The 16,277-nt window shown below is 61.1% G+C and carries 19 protein-coding genes; 3 read left to right on the top strand and 16 right to left on the bottom strand.

Going from position 1 to position 16,277, the window contains the following annotated elements; translation table 11 throughout:
• Positions 1-69: 69 nt before the first annotated feature.
• From HJB82_RS29320 to HJB82_RS29300, 5 genes are all read right to left on the bottom strand, one after another.
• Positions 70-1,071, bottom strand: a complete 1,002-nt coding sequence (locus tag HJB82_RS29320) for an Ldh family oxidoreductase (protein WP_221142237.1) — start codon at positions 1,069-1,071, stop codon at positions 70-72.
• A gap of 509 nt (positions 1,072-1,580) precedes the next feature.
• Complete coding sequence (locus HJB82_RS29315; RefSeq protein ID WP_207584562.1) at positions 1,581-2,165, bottom strand: TadE/TadG family type IV pilus assembly protein; 585 nt, start codon at positions 2,163-2,165, stop codon at positions 1,581-1,583.
• 1 nt (position 2,166) lies between these two features.
• A complete protein-coding gene (locus HJB82_RS29310) occupies positions 2,167-2,697 on the bottom strand; it encodes a TadE/TadG family type IV pilus assembly protein (protein ID WP_207584563.1) in 531 nt (176 codons plus the stop codon).
• The gene (locus tag HJB82_RS29305; RefSeq protein WP_207584564.1) at positions 2,694-4,055 is read right to left on the bottom strand and encodes a TadE/TadG family type IV pilus assembly protein; all 1,362 of its coding nucleotides are present in this window, start codon (positions 4,053-4,055) and stop codon (positions 2,694-2,696) included. The genes HJB82_RS29310 and HJB82_RS29305 overlap by 4 nt, the downstream gene beginning before the upstream one ends.
• Before the next feature lie 186 nt (positions 4,056-4,241).
• Complete coding sequence (locus tag HJB82_RS29300) at positions 4,242-5,174, bottom strand: LysR family transcriptional regulator (protein ID WP_221117212.1); 933 nt, start codon at positions 5,172-5,174, stop codon at positions 4,242-4,244.
• Between the two features lie 116 nt (positions 5,175-5,290).
• On the opposite strand from HJB82_RS29300, the gene HJB82_RS29295 reads away from it, so the two are divergent.
• Positions 5,291-5,719, top strand: coding sequence for a DoxX family protein (locus HJB82_RS29295; RefSeq protein ID WP_207584566.1), 429 nt, complete (start codon positions 5,291-5,293; stop codon positions 5,717-5,719).
• Between the two features lie 510 nt (positions 5,720-6,229).
• Here HJB82_RS29295 and HJB82_RS29290 read toward each other — a convergent pair.
• From HJB82_RS29290 to HJB82_RS29270, 5 genes are all read right to left on the bottom strand, one after another.
• Entirely contained in the window at positions 6,230-7,048 is an 819-nt protein-coding gene (locus HJB82_RS29290) for an alpha/beta fold hydrolase (RefSeq protein ID WP_207584567.1), read from the bottom strand.
• Between the two features lie 110 nt (positions 7,049-7,158).
• Positions 7,159-7,749: a TetR/AcrR family transcriptional regulator gene (locus HJB82_RS29285; RefSeq protein ID WP_207584568.1), complete on the bottom strand. Its 591-nt coding sequence runs from the start codon at positions 7,747-7,749 to the stop codon at positions 7,159-7,161.
• A gap of 139 nt (positions 7,750-7,888) precedes the next feature.
• Positions 7,889-8,617, bottom strand: a complete 729-nt coding sequence (locus tag HJB82_RS29280) for an RNA polymerase sigma factor (RefSeq protein WP_207584569.1) — start codon at positions 8,615-8,617, stop codon at positions 7,889-7,891.
• 39 nt (positions 8,618-8,656) lie between these two features.
• Entirely contained in the window at positions 8,657-8,977 is a 321-nt protein-coding gene (locus HJB82_RS29275) for a cupredoxin family copper-binding protein (protein WP_207584570.1), read from the bottom strand.
• 7 nt (positions 8,978-8,984) lie between these two features.
• Positions 8,985-9,506 carry a DUF4142 domain-containing protein gene (locus HJB82_RS29270; RefSeq protein ID WP_221117213.1) on the bottom strand — a complete coding sequence of 174 codons (522 nt, stop codon included), beginning with the start codon at positions 9,504-9,506 and terminating at the stop codon, positions 8,985-8,987.
• A 431-nt stretch (positions 9,507-9,937) separates the two neighbouring features.
• Between HJB82_RS29270 and HJB82_RS31845 the strand changes: the two genes are divergently transcribed.
• Complete coding sequence (locus HJB82_RS31845) at positions 9,938-10,243, top strand: hypothetical protein (RefSeq protein WP_246762822.1); 306 nt, start codon at positions 9,938-9,940, stop codon at positions 10,241-10,243.
• Positions 10,244-10,246: 3 nt separating this feature from the next.
• Positions 10,247-10,513 carry a hypothetical protein gene (locus HJB82_RS31840; protein WP_246762830.1) on the top strand — a complete coding sequence of 89 codons (267 nt, stop codon included), beginning with the start codon at positions 10,247-10,249 and terminating at the stop codon, positions 10,511-10,513.
• A 56-nt stretch (positions 10,514-10,569) separates the two neighbouring features.
• Here HJB82_RS31840 and HJB82_RS29260 read toward each other — a convergent pair whose 3' ends face one another.
• From HJB82_RS29260 to HJB82_RS29235, 6 genes are read right to left on the bottom strand one after another with little or no spacing between them, the layout of a single operon-like run.
• The gene (locus HJB82_RS29260) at positions 10,570-12,015 is read right to left on the bottom strand and encodes an aldehyde dehydrogenase (RefSeq protein ID WP_221117214.1); all 1,446 of its coding nucleotides are present in this window, start codon (positions 12,013-12,015) and stop codon (positions 10,570-10,572) included.
• Positions 12,016-12,038: 23 nt separating this feature from the next.
• Positions 12,039-12,824: a coniferyl-alcohol dehydrogenase gene (locus tag HJB82_RS29255; protein ID WP_207584573.1), complete on the bottom strand. Its 786-nt coding sequence runs from the start codon at positions 12,822-12,824 to the stop codon at positions 12,039-12,041.
• A gap of 36 nt (positions 12,825-12,860) precedes the next feature.
• Positions 12,861-13,886 (bottom strand): branched-chain amino acid ABC transporter permease, encoded by a 1,026-nt coding sequence (locus tag HJB82_RS29250; RefSeq protein ID WP_207584574.1) that lies wholly within the window; start codon positions 13,884-13,886, stop codon positions 12,861-12,863.
• Positions 13,883-14,797, bottom strand: a complete 915-nt coding sequence (locus tag HJB82_RS29245; RefSeq protein WP_207584575.1) for a branched-chain amino acid ABC transporter permease — start codon at positions 14,795-14,797, stop codon at positions 13,883-13,885. Before HJB82_RS29245 ends, HJB82_RS29250 begins: the two co-directional genes overlap by 4 nt.
• A complete protein-coding gene (locus HJB82_RS29240; RefSeq protein ID WP_207584576.1) occupies positions 14,794-15,522 on the bottom strand; it encodes an ABC transporter ATP-binding protein in 729 nt (242 codons plus the stop codon). The genes HJB82_RS29245 and HJB82_RS29240 overlap by 4 nt, the downstream gene beginning before the upstream one ends.
• Positions 15,519-16,271: an ABC transporter ATP-binding protein gene (locus HJB82_RS29235; protein WP_405049117.1), complete on the bottom strand. Its 753-nt coding sequence runs from the start codon at positions 16,269-16,271 to the stop codon at positions 15,519-15,521. The genes HJB82_RS29240 and HJB82_RS29235 overlap by 4 nt, the downstream gene beginning before the upstream one ends.
• Between the last annotated feature and the right edge of the window lie 6 nt (positions 16,272-16,277).

The raw sequence follows: 16,277 nt of genomic DNA, 5'->3' as shown, positions 1-16,277 counted from the left end.
GGATCGTTCCTCGAACATCTCCCCGAAAAAAGCCCCGCTGTGCGGCAGTTCATGATCGACGGGGACCCGTCAGGCGCCCGCAATCTTCACGATGGCTTCGAATACCGCGCGCGGCATTTTCAGCCCTTCCGACCCTGGCCTGGGATGTTCGATGCCGCTGACGCCAGGCACGAACACGCCGTGCTCTTGGAGGCGGGCTGCCTGGCGACGTGCACGTTCGACAAGGCCATCATCAGGGCGCCCGGGCATCATCGCCACGACCGTCAAGCCCACTGCGGGGCTGGCGCTCCCCTCTCTGAAAGACGGCGTGTCCAATGACCAGGGGCCGCCGGACAGGCCGGCCGACAGCATTTCCACCATCAGCGCCACATTGGCGCCCTTGCGCCCGCCGAAGGGAAGCAGGGCTCCGCCGAGCGCTTTTGCGGCATCGGAGGTGTTCATTCCCGCTTGGTCGACGGCCCATCCTTCCGGGATGCTGCGCCCCTCGGCTGCTGCTGCGACGATATTGACATAGGCGGTGGCGCTGGAGGCCTGATCGATGATGAGAGGCAGCGACCCTTCTCCAAGCGGAAAGCCGAAGGCCAGCGGGTTCGTGCTGTAGACAGCCGGGCCGCCTGCTTTGGCGACCACCATGGCATTGGCGTTGGTTGCGGCGATGCCGACAATCCCTTCGCCGGCGAGCCTGCGAACATAATAGCCGAGTTCTCCTGCCGTATAGCTGTTCGTCTGTGTGAAGACGGCGAGCCCGAAATTGCGCACCGCGGCCGTGAGATCGTCGAACGCAAGATCGAAACCGAGTTGGGCGATGCCCTGATCGGCATTGGCGACGAAGAAGGCGGGATAGGGACGCTCGCAGGTCGGCGCAGGATCGCAGTTGATGCGGCCCTCGCGGAAGCTGTCGAGGTAATCCACCATGTGCGGAAATCCGAGTGTCGAAGGCCCATAAAGCGCGGCGGACAAGGTGGCGCCCACAAGGGAGCGGGCGGTGGCTTCCCGAGCGCCGGCTGCCAGGCAGGCTCGCATCGCTAAAGCCTCGGCTTCCGCCTGATAGACTACGACCTCATCCGGCATCTCAAATCTCCGCTCTTTCAGGGCATCCGGTCCGATCGGTGCCGTGGCCCGACCGTCCTAGCAAAAGCAGGGGACCGCCAACAGCAAAATGTACAATAGTGTCTGCAAGACTAAAGCATGTCGCGCAAAAGTGTGCAGCGGTTTTGCGGCAACGACATGCGCAAAAACAAAGAGCTAAAGCGCAAGGAGCGAATCTGAAAGATCGCGACGCGCTTTGATGCGTGAATTCGCCATTGGATTGAGACGCCGCCGGACTCGCTCGCCGTCCCGGCGGGGCAACATCCCTTCGCCTGGCGCCTTTCCATTGACGGGGCACCGATCCATGGGTGTGGCCCGCTGGTCAAGCAGGCCGGTGCTACGAATTGCAGTGGCTGCCGGGATCTTGCGGGCATTGCCGATCTCAGGATGCCGCGACGACATATGCGAACGCAGCGTGGTCAGCAGAACGAGGGCGCGCCGCGGCGGCGGTCGTCCGTTACTCTTCTGACCCATGCCTCGTCACTTACGGTCTACTTGTAGGTGATCGTATCGCTGGTCCGCGGTCGATTGAAGAAATGCTGATCGAAGCTGTAGCCGTTCATTCCGGTAAAGCTTGAAAAGAACGCCGAGACGGGTGTCGTCAATTTGTATTGCACCCGCGTCAGTACGACCTGAACGCCTTGATCCTGGATTTGCGACGGGATTTCGATCGCGCTCGCGGTACCGGATTTGAGCGCGGTGGTGTTGAATGCGGCAGACCAGTTGACCGTCGCGCTGCCAGTCTTGCTGATATCGTTGACGGTGACCGTTATCGTGAGACCCGTCGTGTCATAGGGTTGGAGGATGAAGCTGGCGCCGGAAAGAAGCTTGGCGACGTCAGACGTCGTCCAGGTGTTCTGCTGCGAGATCATGTCGCCCGTTGTGGAGGCGATTTCGTCTATCTTGCGGCTGACCGTGAGCGCATGGCCGAGGTCGACAGTGCCGAACAGCAGCATCACCAGGAGCGGCAGCACGAGCGCGAATTCGACCCCCGAGGCGGCTCTGCGGTCGCGCGTAAGATGGAGGATGCGGGATAGGACGCATCGGAAAAAGGAGAGATTCCGCTTTATCATCATCTCAGAAAGGCTCGTTACGAAACAGCACGGAAGATCCGATGAGATAGCGGCCGTCGGAAAGCTTAGCGCTCGAAAGACTGAGGAAATTGACGACGGCCGTCCAGGGCAGGAAGGTCTGGACCAGGATATAGTCGCTGCCCTGACCGATATTGTAAGTCTCGGTGACGGCGAGCTTGCCGCTGGTGTCGATTGGATTGCCGCTGGTCGCGGACGACAGATCGGAAAGCACACTCACCTTGACCAGGAGATCGCTGGAGCAGTTGAACGAGAGCAGCATGTCATTACAAATTCTGGCTTTGAAATCGGCCAATGTGATCTTCGAAGACGCTACCTCGCCGGTGCGGATCATCCGCGAGATCTTGTGCACCGAAGCGTCAAGCGTGGCGTTGACGAAGAACATCAGCGACACTTCGATAATGCCAAATATGATGATGAAGAGCGGCAGGGCCAGGATCGCAAATTCAATTGCAGCGACGCCATCGCGATCACCCAAGATGCGGCGAAGCAAGACAAACAATCCCCTTCGCCTCATTGGGTCAGCCGAACGGAAGAGAGATATTGTGTGAAGAGCGCCGACAGACCTGCCGTGATCTCGGCTGATGACGCTGCTGAAATGAACAGGCTCTTGGAGGATGCGCAGTCCGAGAGCGCATAGGGAATGTAGTCGCGTCTCGTGATGCTTGTAGACACGCCGCTCTGCATGGTGCCGCCCCAGGTATTCTTCCAGTTGGCGCTTGCCATGGTCGAGCCGACGGTCGCGTTGTAACCCCAATCCGAGGTGAGCGGCAGGTATTCAGTGTAAAGCACGGCCATCGTGTCGGATTGATTTTTCAGATAACCGCACCAGTCCGGATTGAGCGGCGCGACTTTATTCCAGTATGCTCCGGATACAGCCTTGTTGTTCTTCCATACGACGCTGTCGGTAACCCATTCGCGCTGCGACTGGACGCCATCCGTCAACAGCAGAACGAGCTTGAGCGGCGTGCCTGAGGTAGTTCCGTCCCCTCCGGTGCCGACCTTCTGCTTCAGCGTCGCCAGCGACACGTCGAAATAGGTGGCCGCCTTCGAGGTCGCGCTGGTGAGGCCGTAGCTCGAATCCGCGAGGCGGCTGCGCGCGGTGTCCGTGCTCAGCGTTGGGGCCAGAACCTCCGTCAGCGTATCGCCCAGGCTATATAATCCGACCTTGATTCGTTGATGATTGCTGTCGGACGTGTCGACCAAAGCAAGCACGTCCTTGACGGCGTCACCGGCGACATCGGCGCGCAGCTTTATGTTCTTGGCCGTGCTGTATTCATAGTTGTTGGCGTATGTCTTGTTGCCGATAGTGTGGGAATCGCCCGTGTGGCAGGCGAACTGGCAGCCGATCCCGGAATACATGGTCGCCTGACCTGCAGTCGTTGCCGCCAGAAGCATCGAAGGCGACGTGTCGATGACGATATAGACGTTGAGGTAGGAGGTGGCCGGCCCCTTGACGGCGCTGCCGACGCTGATGGGAACGGTGTTGATGTTGGCAATCTTCATCAACGTCGTCGGAACGGTGCCGCTTGCCGTCGCGGTTATCTTATGGTTGCTGGTATCGATATTGATGTCACCAAGCGTATAGCTGCTTTCCACCTGCGCGCCGAACCAGTCGGACACTTTCTGTTTGAGGGCGGTGCTGTCGTCGGTGTCGATCTCTTTGACAGCGGCAATCAGGGCAGTGTCAAGATCGCTCTGCATCCTCTGTCGGATATTGTAGGTGCGAATGTAGTCGAAGCTCGCGCCGACCGCGATGATCATCGGGACCAGGGTGAGGGCGACGACGATCGCGACGTTGCCGCCTCTATCTCTTCCGAGACTGCGAAGGGTTCCGAAGACCCGGGCAAGTGAATGTGAAAGAGTCGACCGCAAAGAAACACCGCATATGGATTATGAAAATAGTCCCGTGCGAGATGTCGCTAAAGCGCTTAAGCCTCTGTTAATTCCTGCAGTTCCTGTAGAAAAACGGGTAGCCGACGCACGGTTTCCTGCGCATATTGTACATGCCTGCGAAATTTGGATATCGCAAGGATACGCATCGAACTGAGTGCGGCTCGTTCAATGGACGCCCTTTTGATCTCCCCCGTCTTTGTCAGTGGCTGAAAGCCGCGCCTGAAGTTCGGTGGTAAGCCACCTTGCCGCCGGCCCCGGCGGGTTTGCGACATTGCGTATCACGTGGATGGGGTACTCACCCTGGTCGAAGATGGGAAACTGGAGATGGACGAGACGGCCATCGGCGAGATCATCTCTAACCAAGGATGCCGGAAGTCCGCCCCAGCCCAATGCGCCGCGGATATAGAGATGTTTTGTCGCGTTGTCGCTGACACGCCAAGTCTTGAGCGAGAACACGTTGAAATCGCGTCCCTTCGTCAAGCCCGAAGCGTCGTAGACGACGAGCTGGGTTTCGTCCCGCACATCAGCGAGGGTCATCGGCCGGCGCAACTTTGCAAGTGGATGGTCGGGGGCGGCGACGGGGATCATCGCCGACTGGCCGATCCGTTCGAAAACGATCTGATCGTTCCTCGTCGCCATGGCGCCGCCAAAGCCGACGACGGCCCTCGCATTGCTAACCGCATCTATGACGATCCCCAATGTGCCGACCGTTACATTCAGGGAGACGGTGGGATAATGACTGCGGAAGGCACGCAGCACGTCGACGACAATGTCCGTCGGCACGATAGCGCTCATCGCCACATTGAGCTCGGCCTCCAGCCCGTCGCTCAGGGCCTGGACGCGCGCCCGCATCAGATCGAGATCGCCGAGCAACCGGCGGGCATCCTCGAGCACCGACCTTCCGGCTTCCGTCAGCTGCGGCCGTTTGGTGCCGGAGCGGCTGAAAAGCGCCACCCTGAGCTGCGCCTCGAGATTGGCGATCGTATAGCTGACGACCGACTGCGTTCGGTTGAGGGCGCGGGACGCGGCTGAAAAACTGCCTTTCTCCACCACGGTCAGGAAGACCTGAAGCTGATCCAAAGTCGGGTGGGGCTGCATATCTCATCGATCCTGTCGATAAATTTTCACGAAAATATAACGGTTTTCACGATGAGCTTCCAGTTGTATCTGTTCGCTCGACGGGATTGCCGTCATCCCTTATCAAGGAGGTTCGAATGTCCAACACCGCGACTGGTTTGCCTGCGCCCCAGGGGAAGTTGCTTCTAATCGGGCTATGGTCCGCTCAGGTGCTTCTCTTTATTGCCTTCACGCTGTTCGGCTGTATGAAGTTTTTCATGCCGGTCGACCAACTGGCGGCAATGTGGGTATGGCCCGGCGACGTTCCCGCATGGTTTCTGCGCCTCATGGGTATTATCGATTTCGCCGGCGGAGTGGGCGTGTTGCTGCCGGCCCTAACTCGGATTCAGCCGCGTCTGACCGTGCTTGCGGCGCTTGGCTGCGTGCTGCTGCAGATCACTGCGATGATCTTTCATCTCTCCCGCGGCGAAGCGTCCGCCTTGCCCCTCAATGTCATCCTGCTTGCCCTTTCAGCTTTCATCCTGTGGGGCCGTGGCAAGAGGGCGCCGATTACGCCGCGCCAATGACGGACGCCGCCGATCGGGAGGCGCGCGCCCGGATCCAACAGGTTTTGGACGAACTCGACAGATTGAGTTTTGAGCTGCATCGCCAGTCATGATGTCTTTTGGATTAGGCTCAGGACCCATAAACGGACTTGTGGAGCGGGGCCAGTTTGATTCAGTGGCGGCGTCGAGGTGGCGCTGCCGATGACCGACATGTTCCTGCTGAACGAGGCGCAGATGCGCCGGATCGAGCCCTACTTCCCCTTGTCGCGTGGTCGAGCGCGGGTGGACGACCGGCGGTGCTGTCGGGCATCGTCTAGGGCAGGTAGGGCGCGAGGCCGACGTCGGAGTGGACCTCCGCCAAGGCCGAGCAACGCTGCCAAGGCCGCCGCTTCGATAGGGGCCTTGGCCGACGAATTCTCGAGGAGGGTTTGAGCTTCTTGTTCGTTCCTTCAACAATACGACGAAACCCGAACCCTCCTCAATTTACGAACCCAAGTGTTACCACTATACGATGATGGACAAGAGGTGTCGTCAAGACCTGATGAAAGACAGCAGGTCAGGGTTGAGGACATCCGCATGTGTGGTTAGCATGCCGTGGGGGTAGCCCGGATAAGTCTTCAGCGACCCGTTCTTAAGCAGGTCGACCGCACGCGGCACTGAACTTGCGAACGGGACGACTTGATCAGCCTCGCCATGCATCACCAGCACCGGCACAGTGATCTTCTTGAGGTCTTCGGTATAATCTTCGAGCCAAGAGTCGACGGTCGCGTAATGAGCGAGGGCACCGCCGGCCATGCCTTGGCGCCACCAGTTCGCAATGATTGCCTCCGAAGGCTTCGCCCCATCGAGGTTGTAGCCGTAGAACGGGTTCTCAGGGACGAAACGGTAGAACTCCGACCGGTTGCCCAGCACGCCGGCCCGGATCGCTTCGAACCACTCCGGCGGCTGACCGGCCGGGTTGTCCTCGCTCCGGTACATGTTCGGCGTCAGAGAAGCGACCAGCACCGCCTTCGCAACCCGCTCCTGGTGGCGAGCGACATAGCGAGCTACCTCACCGCCACCCGTCGAATGCCCGATATGGATCGCGTCGCGCAGGTCGAGGTGTTCAGTCAGCGCCGCGAGGTCGGCAACCCAGTGGTCCATGTCGTTGCCGGTGCTGGGCTGGTCGGACCGGCCGTGGCCGCGCCGGTCGTGGGCGATCACCCGATACCCGTGATGAAGGAAGAATGTCATCTGGGCATCCCAGTCGTCCGCTGTCAGCGGCCAACCGTGGCTGAAAACGATCGGCTGACCTGATCCCCAGTCCTTGTAGAAGATATTTACGCCGTCTGTAGTAATTATCGTGGACATGATTTGCTCCTTTGATTGCCGCGGATAAAGGTCAGCACTCGTTGTCGCGGCGTTCCAGCGAGAAACTTGTCAAATGCATGACCGGTCGTATATTTACCGGCCAAAATTGTTCAGGTTACAAGGGCGGGCAAAACGAAACCTTCAAAGCTGTCGAATGGCGACCGGTTACGTTCGACCTTGGCACGCGTGACCGCGCCTTCGAACGCGTCGATCAACGCGACGGCAACCTGTCCCGGGTCCTTTCCGGCCGGCAATTCGCCCTGGGCCTGGGCTTCCCGGAGGCATTCGGTGAGCGAGGCCATCCATTGGCGATAGATTGCCGCCAGCGTAATGCGTACATGCTCGCTCGACGGCGTGACCTCGAGCGCCATATTCCCGATCAGGCAGCCAACCGCGTAACCGCGGCGCTCGTGAAACTCTGCTAGGCTCGCGAAATAGCGCGCGATACGCGCGAGCGGCGCCATGTTGTGATCGGCCAAGATCGGGCCGTAGGTAGCAACCACCGAATCCCAATACTCGGTCAGTACTTCGACAGCGAAGGCCTCCTTGCTTTCGAAATAATTGTAGAACGAACCCTTGGGCACACCGGCGACCGACGTAATCTCCTGCACGCCCGTGGCATTGAAGCCGCGGGTGCTGATGAGGTTTCCCCCCTTATCCAGGAGGCGCGATCGCGTTTCGGGATTGGCTGGTCTAGGCATGAATAGATATATGACCGGTCGTCTTGTTATTGTCAAGCAGTTTTTGGTGGGGACACGGGTAACACATTCACACCCGCTACGATCGCTGCGCCAACACCTTCATGGGCGCAATCACCCTCGCCGCCATCCTCCTATTTGGCTACCCCGTTGTGAGTCCTGAGCCTAGGGCGGCAATGACGCGATCGGCCATGAAAGCGCACCGGGCGCCATTGAACGGAAACAGCGCCGAGAATGCGCCGGAGAGCCGTTTTTCGATCGACTGACGCATCATCTTCCGCGCCCGGTGCAATCGGGTCTTGGCAGTTTCGGGTCTTATGCCGAGATAGGATGCGGCCTCGTCGGTGCTCATGCCCTCGACATCACGCAGTACGAAGACGGCGCGAAAATCATCCGGAAGTTCGTCGACCGCATGTTCGAGGAGATGCCGCGCCTGGCTCCGCGACAGCTCGGTTTCTGGATCGGTTGCGGACAAGGAGGAAGGAAATTGTAGTACTTCACCGCCCGGCGATGTCGTCTGCATGTCGATTTCCTCGAGCCTAGCTGTGTTCTTTCGGCGCCGCACGCGGCCCAGCGCTTCGTTGATCGCAATTCGGGTCAGCCACGTCGAAAACTGCGCATCGGCTCGGAACGCCGCCAGATTGGTGAATGCTTTGATATAGGCGGCCTGAACGACGTCTTCCGCCTCGGCATCGTTGCGGATGATGGCGCGCGCGGTGCGGAACAGGCGCTGGTTGTGGCGTTGAATGATGGTGCGGATGGCGGGCTCGTCGCCCATTTTCGCCAAGGGCACGAGATCTGCGTCGGAGAATGTCGACATCTGCTGCTGGTGCTGCTGCTGTCGCTCGGTCGGAACCGGAATGGCTGTCATGGGAATCCTCCGCCTGCCGTATTTGATTGAAGCCCGGCCCTATGGCCGGACGTCCAGTTTGCCCGTCATGGCCGGATGAAAGCGGCAATAGAAGTCGACTGCTCCCGCTCGGCTGATCGTCATGCGACCTTCCGATTTCGGCGGCAGGTCGATATCGAAGCTTTTGTCGCGGGCCGTCACCGTGTGCCGGAAGATATCATCATTTCGCCAGACGATCACGTCGCCCACATGCAGTTCGGCAGGCGGCGCGCTGTATTTCATCCCTGCAATGGTGACTTGGTATTCCGCGGCAGAGGCGACGCCGCCGCCTGTCCAGAGTAGCGCACACAGCAGCGGCAGCGATTTCGTCAGCAAATGCATCGCCAGTCTACTTCATCGTCGAGGCAAGATGCTCGGCATGCATCTGGTGCTGCTTGAACAGGGTCAGGCCCGTTTCCAGGAGCGACTTGAGCTCGTTGTTCTGCGCCGAGGGGATCAGCACCTTGGCAAGCGCATCGTTGACCGACTTGTGATAGGCGACTTCGTTTTCGACATAGGCCTTGTCGAAAGCCGCGCCGTCGAGAGCGTCAAGCGTCTTCAACTCCTTGCTTGCTTGAGTCGAGAGCGACTGGCTGATCTTGTTGTCTTCAGGCGTCACCTTTAGTTTCTTGACGAGGGCGAGCGCCTGATCGTTGACGGCCTTGTGGTCGCGCTCCATGGTCTTGGCGAATTCAATGACTTCGGCATTCTTGCTTTTCTTCAATGCCTGATCCGCGGCGGTGACGTCGATCTGTCCCGCCGTATAGGCGATATGAGCAATCTGAGGGTCGGTCGGCTTTGCATCGGCGGCGATCGAAGCCGTGCCGAGCGAGGCTGCCAGGAGGGTTGCGCCGAGAATCTGTTTCAACATGATCTGTCTCCTTTGTGTCCATGTGACGGAATGGCTTCTGCGGCGGTGGCGCCTTTGGAAGCAGGCATTGGATGCAGATCGGCCGAAAAGGTTCCCGGAAATTTTTGCAGGCAAGCGGCGCCTCATCGGCGTCGGCCGCCGCCAAGCCCCTCGGATCACCAGCAGCTTTCGAAACGCGTGGCAGGCCGCTCAATCATAGTCAAAAATACGTCGATGCTATCCGTTTCGCGCGCAAAACATCCGACCGGGGATGGCGCCGAGAGCACTTTTTTTAAGCCTTGCCGCCTTGGATGGGATCGCGCTTGTCACGGGGACAGCGGCACGATTGGTCGGCAGGGATACGGGAATACGACATGGTCCATAGCAGTTGTGCACTTATGATCCGCCGCTGGTTCTACGGCTGCGGTGTATTGCGTTAAGGCTCGATGTGCATGGTCGAGACAACGAACGGTTCGGGTTGGAATGCGGCGCATCAGGATCGAGTTCCCGATGATCCCGGCAGCATTGAAGCGCCAACTGATCTCAAAGATCAGAAAGACAGATTCTGCGCGGAGATCGCGGCATTGGCGACGGCTGTCCTGAGCGGAGATCTGACGCGGCGGATGAATGCCGACTACGCCGATCCGGATCTCTCCCGTTCGGCTGTCATCCTCAATGAGCTGATCGTGTCGATTGACGATAACTTGTCCGATTTCAACGATGCGATGGCCGCTCTCGCCCACGGGGATCTCCATTGAGGCATGCGGGACAAACATCGCGGCGCCTTCGGACAATTGCAGAAGAACTTCAATCTCGCCCTGGCGACGGTCCGCACCGTGCTGGGCGAACAGGGTTCGGGCCCGTTCACGGAGAAGGCGACGAAATTTCGCCGGATGCTGGCGGGCTTCAGATCGAATGGGGTCGCTTTCGAAATCCGGATCTCCGATGAAGATTCACGGCCAATTCCTTCGCCTCCCCATGATCTCTGGCTGAAACTTGCCGATGCGCTGGATGGCTTCTCAGCCTGAACATTGACCGCGCCACAACTGCAATAGCCGTTGTGGCACGGTGATGTGTTTCGTCGTCAGAAGGGGTAATGCTGGGCGGAATCCTCGATCGTGATCCAGCGCAGGTCGGTGAATTCGGCGATCGCCGCCTTGCCGCCGAAGCGGCCGTAGCCGCTGCCCTTGACGCCGCCGAAGGGCATCTGCGCCTCGTCGTGCAGCGTTGGGCCGTTGATGTGGCAGATGCCGGATTCGATCCGGGCCGCAACTGCCATCGCCCGTTGCACGTTACGGCTGAAGACGGCCGACGACAGGCCGTATTCGGTATCGTTGGCGATGCGGATCGCTTCTTCCTCGCCGGAGACGCGAATGATCGGCTTGACCGGGCCGAAGGATTCTTCCGCATAGACGCGCATGTCGGATGTGACGTGATCGAGCAGCGTCGCCTCGACCACGGTGCCGGAGCGCTTGCCGCCGGCTACGAGTTTTGCCCCCTTGGCCGTCGCATCGGCGATCAACTCTTCCATCTTTTTGGCTGCATCGAGGCTGATCAGCGAACCGAGAACGACATGGCCGCGTGGGTCGCCTGCCGGCAGCTGGCTGGCGCGGGCGGCCAGCTTGGCGACGAACTGATCGGCGATCGTCGCGTCGACGATGATCCGCTCCGTCGACATGCAGATCTGGCCCTGATGCATGAAGGCGCCGAAAATGGCGGCATTGACGGCGCCGTCGATATCGGCGTCGTCGAGGATAACCAGCGGCGCCTTGCCGCCGAGTTCGAGGAGAGCGGGTTTGAGATGCCTGCCGCAGGTCTCGGCGATGATCCTGCCGACTTTGGTCGATCCGGTGAAGTTCACGCGCTTGACCGCGGGATGGGCAATCAGCGCGGCGACGATCTCAGGCGCATCTTCGGGCGCGTTGGTAAGAACGTTGATGACGCCAGCTGGCAGGCCGGCCTCGGTCAGCACTGTGGCGATTAGCCGGTGTGTGCCCGGGCATTGTTCGGATGCCTTGAGGATGACGGTGTTGCCGCAGGCGATTGGCATGGCGATGGCGCGGGTGGCGAGAATGACGGGCGCGTTCCAGGGAGCGATTGCCAGGCAGACGCCGGCCGCCTGGCGAACGCCCATGGCGAGCGTGCCGGGCTTGTCGGACGGGATGATTTCGCCTGATATCTGCGTCGTCATGGCGCCGGCCTCGCGCAGGATATTGGCGGCGAGCATGACGTTGAAGCCGGCCCAGCGCGCGGTCGCGCCGGTTTCCTCGATCATCAGCCGGGTAAATTCGCCCACTTTGGAATCCATGATGTCGGCAGCCTTCATCAGGATGGCGCGGCGCTGGCCAGGGCCGGTCTTTGACCAGGCGCCGAAGGCGACGGCGGCGGCATCGACGGCTGCGGCAACGTCTTCCAGATTGGCGGCGGCGGCGCGGCTTGCGAGCTTCTCGGTGAAGGGATCTAGGCGGTCGTAGGTCCGGCCGCCGGAGGCTGCGCGGTCCGCGCCGTTGATGAGGAGGGAAATATTCATCTGGGGTCTCCTGAGGGAAAGAACTAGAAGCCGAGGACTTCGGCGTTGATGGATGCTTCGAGGCCGCCGTCGGTGGCTAGATTGGCGCCGTTGATCCAGCGCCCGCCGTCAGAGCAGAGGAAGAGCACGGCGGGCGCGATATCGGCGGCGGTGCCGGCGCGGCCGACGCGGGTAATGTCGCTGTCGACCCTGGCGTCGCCGAGCACGGCGCGGAACTGTTTAAGGATCGGCGTTTCCACCGGCCCGGGGCTGACCGCATTGACCCGGATGCCACGGTTCTTGAACAATGGTTGGTGGGCCGCGCGCATGGTCCAGAGTAGGAGCAGTTCCTTGGAGAGCGGGTAGCCTTGCTCGTCCTTGAGGCCGTGTTCGCGAACGATCGCCGCCACATCGGGAAAGCCCTCGATTGATGTCAGCGACTTTGCTCGCTCGAGATTGGCGCGCCAACCGTAGCCGGCGATCGAGGCGACGTTGACGATGGCGCTGCCTTCGCGCAGGCGGGGTGCCACGGCTTCCGACAGGGCGCGAAGACCGTAGAAGTTGACCGCGAGCGTCGCGACGACGCCGGTGCTGCCGGAAAGGCCGGCGACATTGGCGAGCGCATCCAGGCGCGTCGGGAGCCGTGCAACGATCTCGGCAACGCCCGATGGCGTGGACAGATCGCCCGTGATGAAGGCGGCGCCTCCATTGGCCGGCTCGCGCACATCGACACCGATGACCTCGGCGCCCATCTGGCCGGCCAGTTCCGCCGTCCGGGCGCCGATGCCGGAAGCCACTCCGGTTACCAGGATTGTTTTACCAAAAAGCATCAACGTCACCTTTCACAATAGAATCCGGAAGCCGGCTCATTCTTCCCATTTGATCTTATTCGGACCGGGCAATTTCAGCCGGTAGCCGACGGGAAGAAGTTGCAGGTCGAAGCGGCGCTCGATTTCGCCCCAGAGGCCGCGCGGCAGGTAGAGCGAGAAAATCAGGGCGGTGGCGCCGAGGCCGATCAGGTACCACACGCCGGCTCCGCCGAAGAAGGTCTCGATCATGAAGAACAGGACGGCGCCGATGATCGCGCCTTCGAACTTGCCGATCCCGCCGACCAGCACCATGAAGATCATGTAGGCCGTCCATTGGACGCTGAAATAAGTCTTCGGCTGGAAGGTGGTGGCAGTCGCCAGCCACAGGCCTCCGGCGATCGCGATGCCGAAGGCGGCGAGCACGAAGAGCAGCCTCTTGGTGGCGATCACACGCACGCCGACCGAGGTCGCCGCCTCTTCATTGTCGCGGATCGCCTGCATGGCCGCGCCGGCGCGGCTGCGCATCAGCATGAAGAGCGCACCGAGCAGGGCGGTCATGGACGCGAGCGCAAGCCAGTAGATTGTCGCCCGCCGCGTGCCGCTGTCATAGACGTTGAGCGAGATCAGCGAGGTTCCGGTTTCTCCCTGGATCAGCCGGTCGAGGTTGACGAGCAGGTGGGCGAGTTCGGCGATGACCCACATGCCGATCGCGAACTCGCCGCCCTTCAGCCGCAGCATGAACAGCGAAAGCGGGATCGACAGCGCGCCGGTCACGATCGCGGCCGCAAAGAGCGCGATGAACGGATCGAGCCCGGCATCGGCGAGCCGAATGGTGAAGTAGGCGCCGAGCCCGAAGAACACCTGTTGGCCGACCGAAACCAGCCCGCCAAAACCGGCGAGCGCATTCCACATGGCAGCAAGAATTACGTAGATGAACAGGGCCGTCATCCGGTCGATCGCGCCGGCGCCGAGGACGGCGGGGGCGAAGATCAGCAGGACAAGCACCGCGGCCATGGAGCCAAGCGCCACCCGCGACGATTTCGTCCAGCGTTCTATCGATATGCCGTTGGAGACAAAGGTCATGTCGGGCTCCGGAGACGTGCACGAAGGTTGAAAAACGCACCGAGCTTGTCGAGTTGAGGCATGCCGAAGCGGGACAGCCTGATGAAAAGTACCAGCAGAAATACGGCGTGGCCGCCAATCAGGAAGCCTTGCGGATGCAATTGCGCACCGAGCGATTGGGCAAGGCCAAGAACGATGCCGCCGGCAAGCGTGCCCCACAGCGATCCCGCTCCGCCGATGACAGCCGTCTCGAAAGCGAAGAGAAGCTGCGGGCCGCCGGCATAGGGGCTGAAAGTTGCCCGCATCCCGAGAAAGGCCCCGGCAATCCCGATGGTGACCATGGTGATCGCGGTGGCGACGGCATTGACCCTGCGCGCATCGATGCCGACCAGCCCTGCCGTATCGGGATCCTCGGCCGTGGCGCGGATGGCGCGGCCGAGCGCAAAGCGGCCGAGGAAAAACTGCAGCCCCCCGAGAATGAAGACTGCCGTCACCATCATCATGACGGCAAGCTTGCCGACGAAGATGTGGCCCGGCAACTGCCAGGACGCATAGGACAGGTTGCCGATGAAGGGCGCGAGCGACCGTGTGTCGGCGCCGAACTGCTCAAACAGCAGGTTGTCGATGACGATCGACAGGCCGAAGGTTGTGAGGATCGGCAGCAGCGTCCCGCCACGGGCGCTGCGTTCCAGAATGAATCGCTGCAGCAGCCAGCCGAGGATCGCCATGACGGGCAGCACGATCAGCAGGCCGGCGAAAGGCGGAATGCCGGCCTTGGCGGCAAGCAGCCACAGCCCATATGCGGCCGCGACCGCCAGGCTGCCATGGGCGAGATTGATGATCCGCATGACGGAGAACATGAAGGACAGGCCGCAGGCGATGACGGCGTAGTAGCCCCCGAGCAGAATGCCCTGGATCAGAGTGTTGATCATGATGCGCTCCTTTCGCCGGCGGCCCGGTGCAATCCGAAATAGGCCTGGGTGACGTGCTCGCGAGTGACGGCTGCGGCCGGCCTGTCGAGGACGATGCGTCCTTCCAGCATGCAGATGACGCGGCTTGCCACGCTCATGGCGCGGGCAAGGTCCTGCTCTACGAGCACGATGGTCGTTCCCGAGGTCAGCAATGCCTGCAGTTGGGCGTAGACGCGATCGACGACCAGAGGCGAAAGTCCGAGCGAGACTTCGTCCAGCAGAAGAATATCGGGATTGCTCATCAGCGCCCGGCCGATGGCAGTCGCCTGCTGTTCCCCGCCCGAGAGATGCCCGGTCTTTGCGTGGCGGCGGGGTTTGAGGTTCGGGAAGGCGTCGAGGACGCGGTCGACGCTCCATTCACCCTTGCGGCCGCAGCTCTTTCCGAGAAGCAGGTTCTCTTCCACGGTCATCTGCGAGAAAAGGCGCCGGCCTTCCGGCACCAGGGCAATGCCCTTGGCGATCCGTTTGTGGGAAGGGACGGCGGCCAGGTCTTCATCGTTGAGAAGGACTTGGCCGGAGCATGGAAGATGGGCGCCGGCGATCGATCTGAGCAGCGTCGTCTTGCCCGCGCCGTTGGCGCCGACCAGTGCCAGCACCTCACTCTTGGCAATATCGAAACTGACGCCGCGCACCGCCTGAAGCAGGCCGTGGCGGACGTCGAGGTCGCGGATGGAGAGAAGGCTCATGCGGGTGTCCCTCCGAGATAGGCCTTGACCACCTCCGCATTGCTCATGACCATTTTCGGCTCGCCGTCGGCGATAATCCTGCCCGCGTCCATGCAGATCAGCCGTTCCGCCACCTGCAGAAGGATATGGACGATGTGCTCGATCCAGACGATGCCGATACCGCGGCGGCGCAATTCGAGGATGGTTTCGACGAGCTCGCTCGCCTCGCCATCGGTCAGTCCTCCGCCGATCTCGTCGAGCAGCAACAGCCTCGGCTGCGTGGCCAGCGCACGGGCAAGCTCCAGGCGTTTGCGATCGAGAAGGCCGAGCGTGTCGGCCGGGCGGTTGGCGACGTCGAGCATGCCGCAGAGCGACAGCGAATCCACCACCCGCTGATATGCTTCGTCGCGGCTTGCGGCATTGCCGTGCGATGCGGCGACGAAGACGTTTTCGAAGGTCGTCATGCCGCTGAAGGGTTTGGGAACCTGATGGGTCCGGACGAGCCCGGAGCGGCAGCGCTCCGCCGCCGTCCGGCTCGTGACATCGGCGCCATCGAAGGTGATGGTTCCCGCACTTGGCGGGAAGGCGCCGGCGAGCACGCTGAGCAGCGTCGTCTTGCCCGCGCCATTCGGCCCGACGATGCCGACCGCGTCGCCATCGCCCATGGAAAAATCCAGGTTTTCCAGGACGACGAGCGCGCCGAACTGCTTGTGGATCCCCTTGGCCGAGAGAAAGGCTCCCCCCGGCCGATTTTGAGCTAGCTGCTGCACTATCCG

Origin of the sequence: Rhizobium sp. NZLR10 (assembly GCF_019685125.1) — a bacterium.
Classification (GTDB): domain Bacteria; phylum Pseudomonadota; class Alphaproteobacteria; order Rhizobiales; family Rhizobiaceae; genus Rhizobium.
Note: the sequence above shows the minus strand (reverse complement) of the source record. Positions and strands in the feature narration are given on the sequence as shown.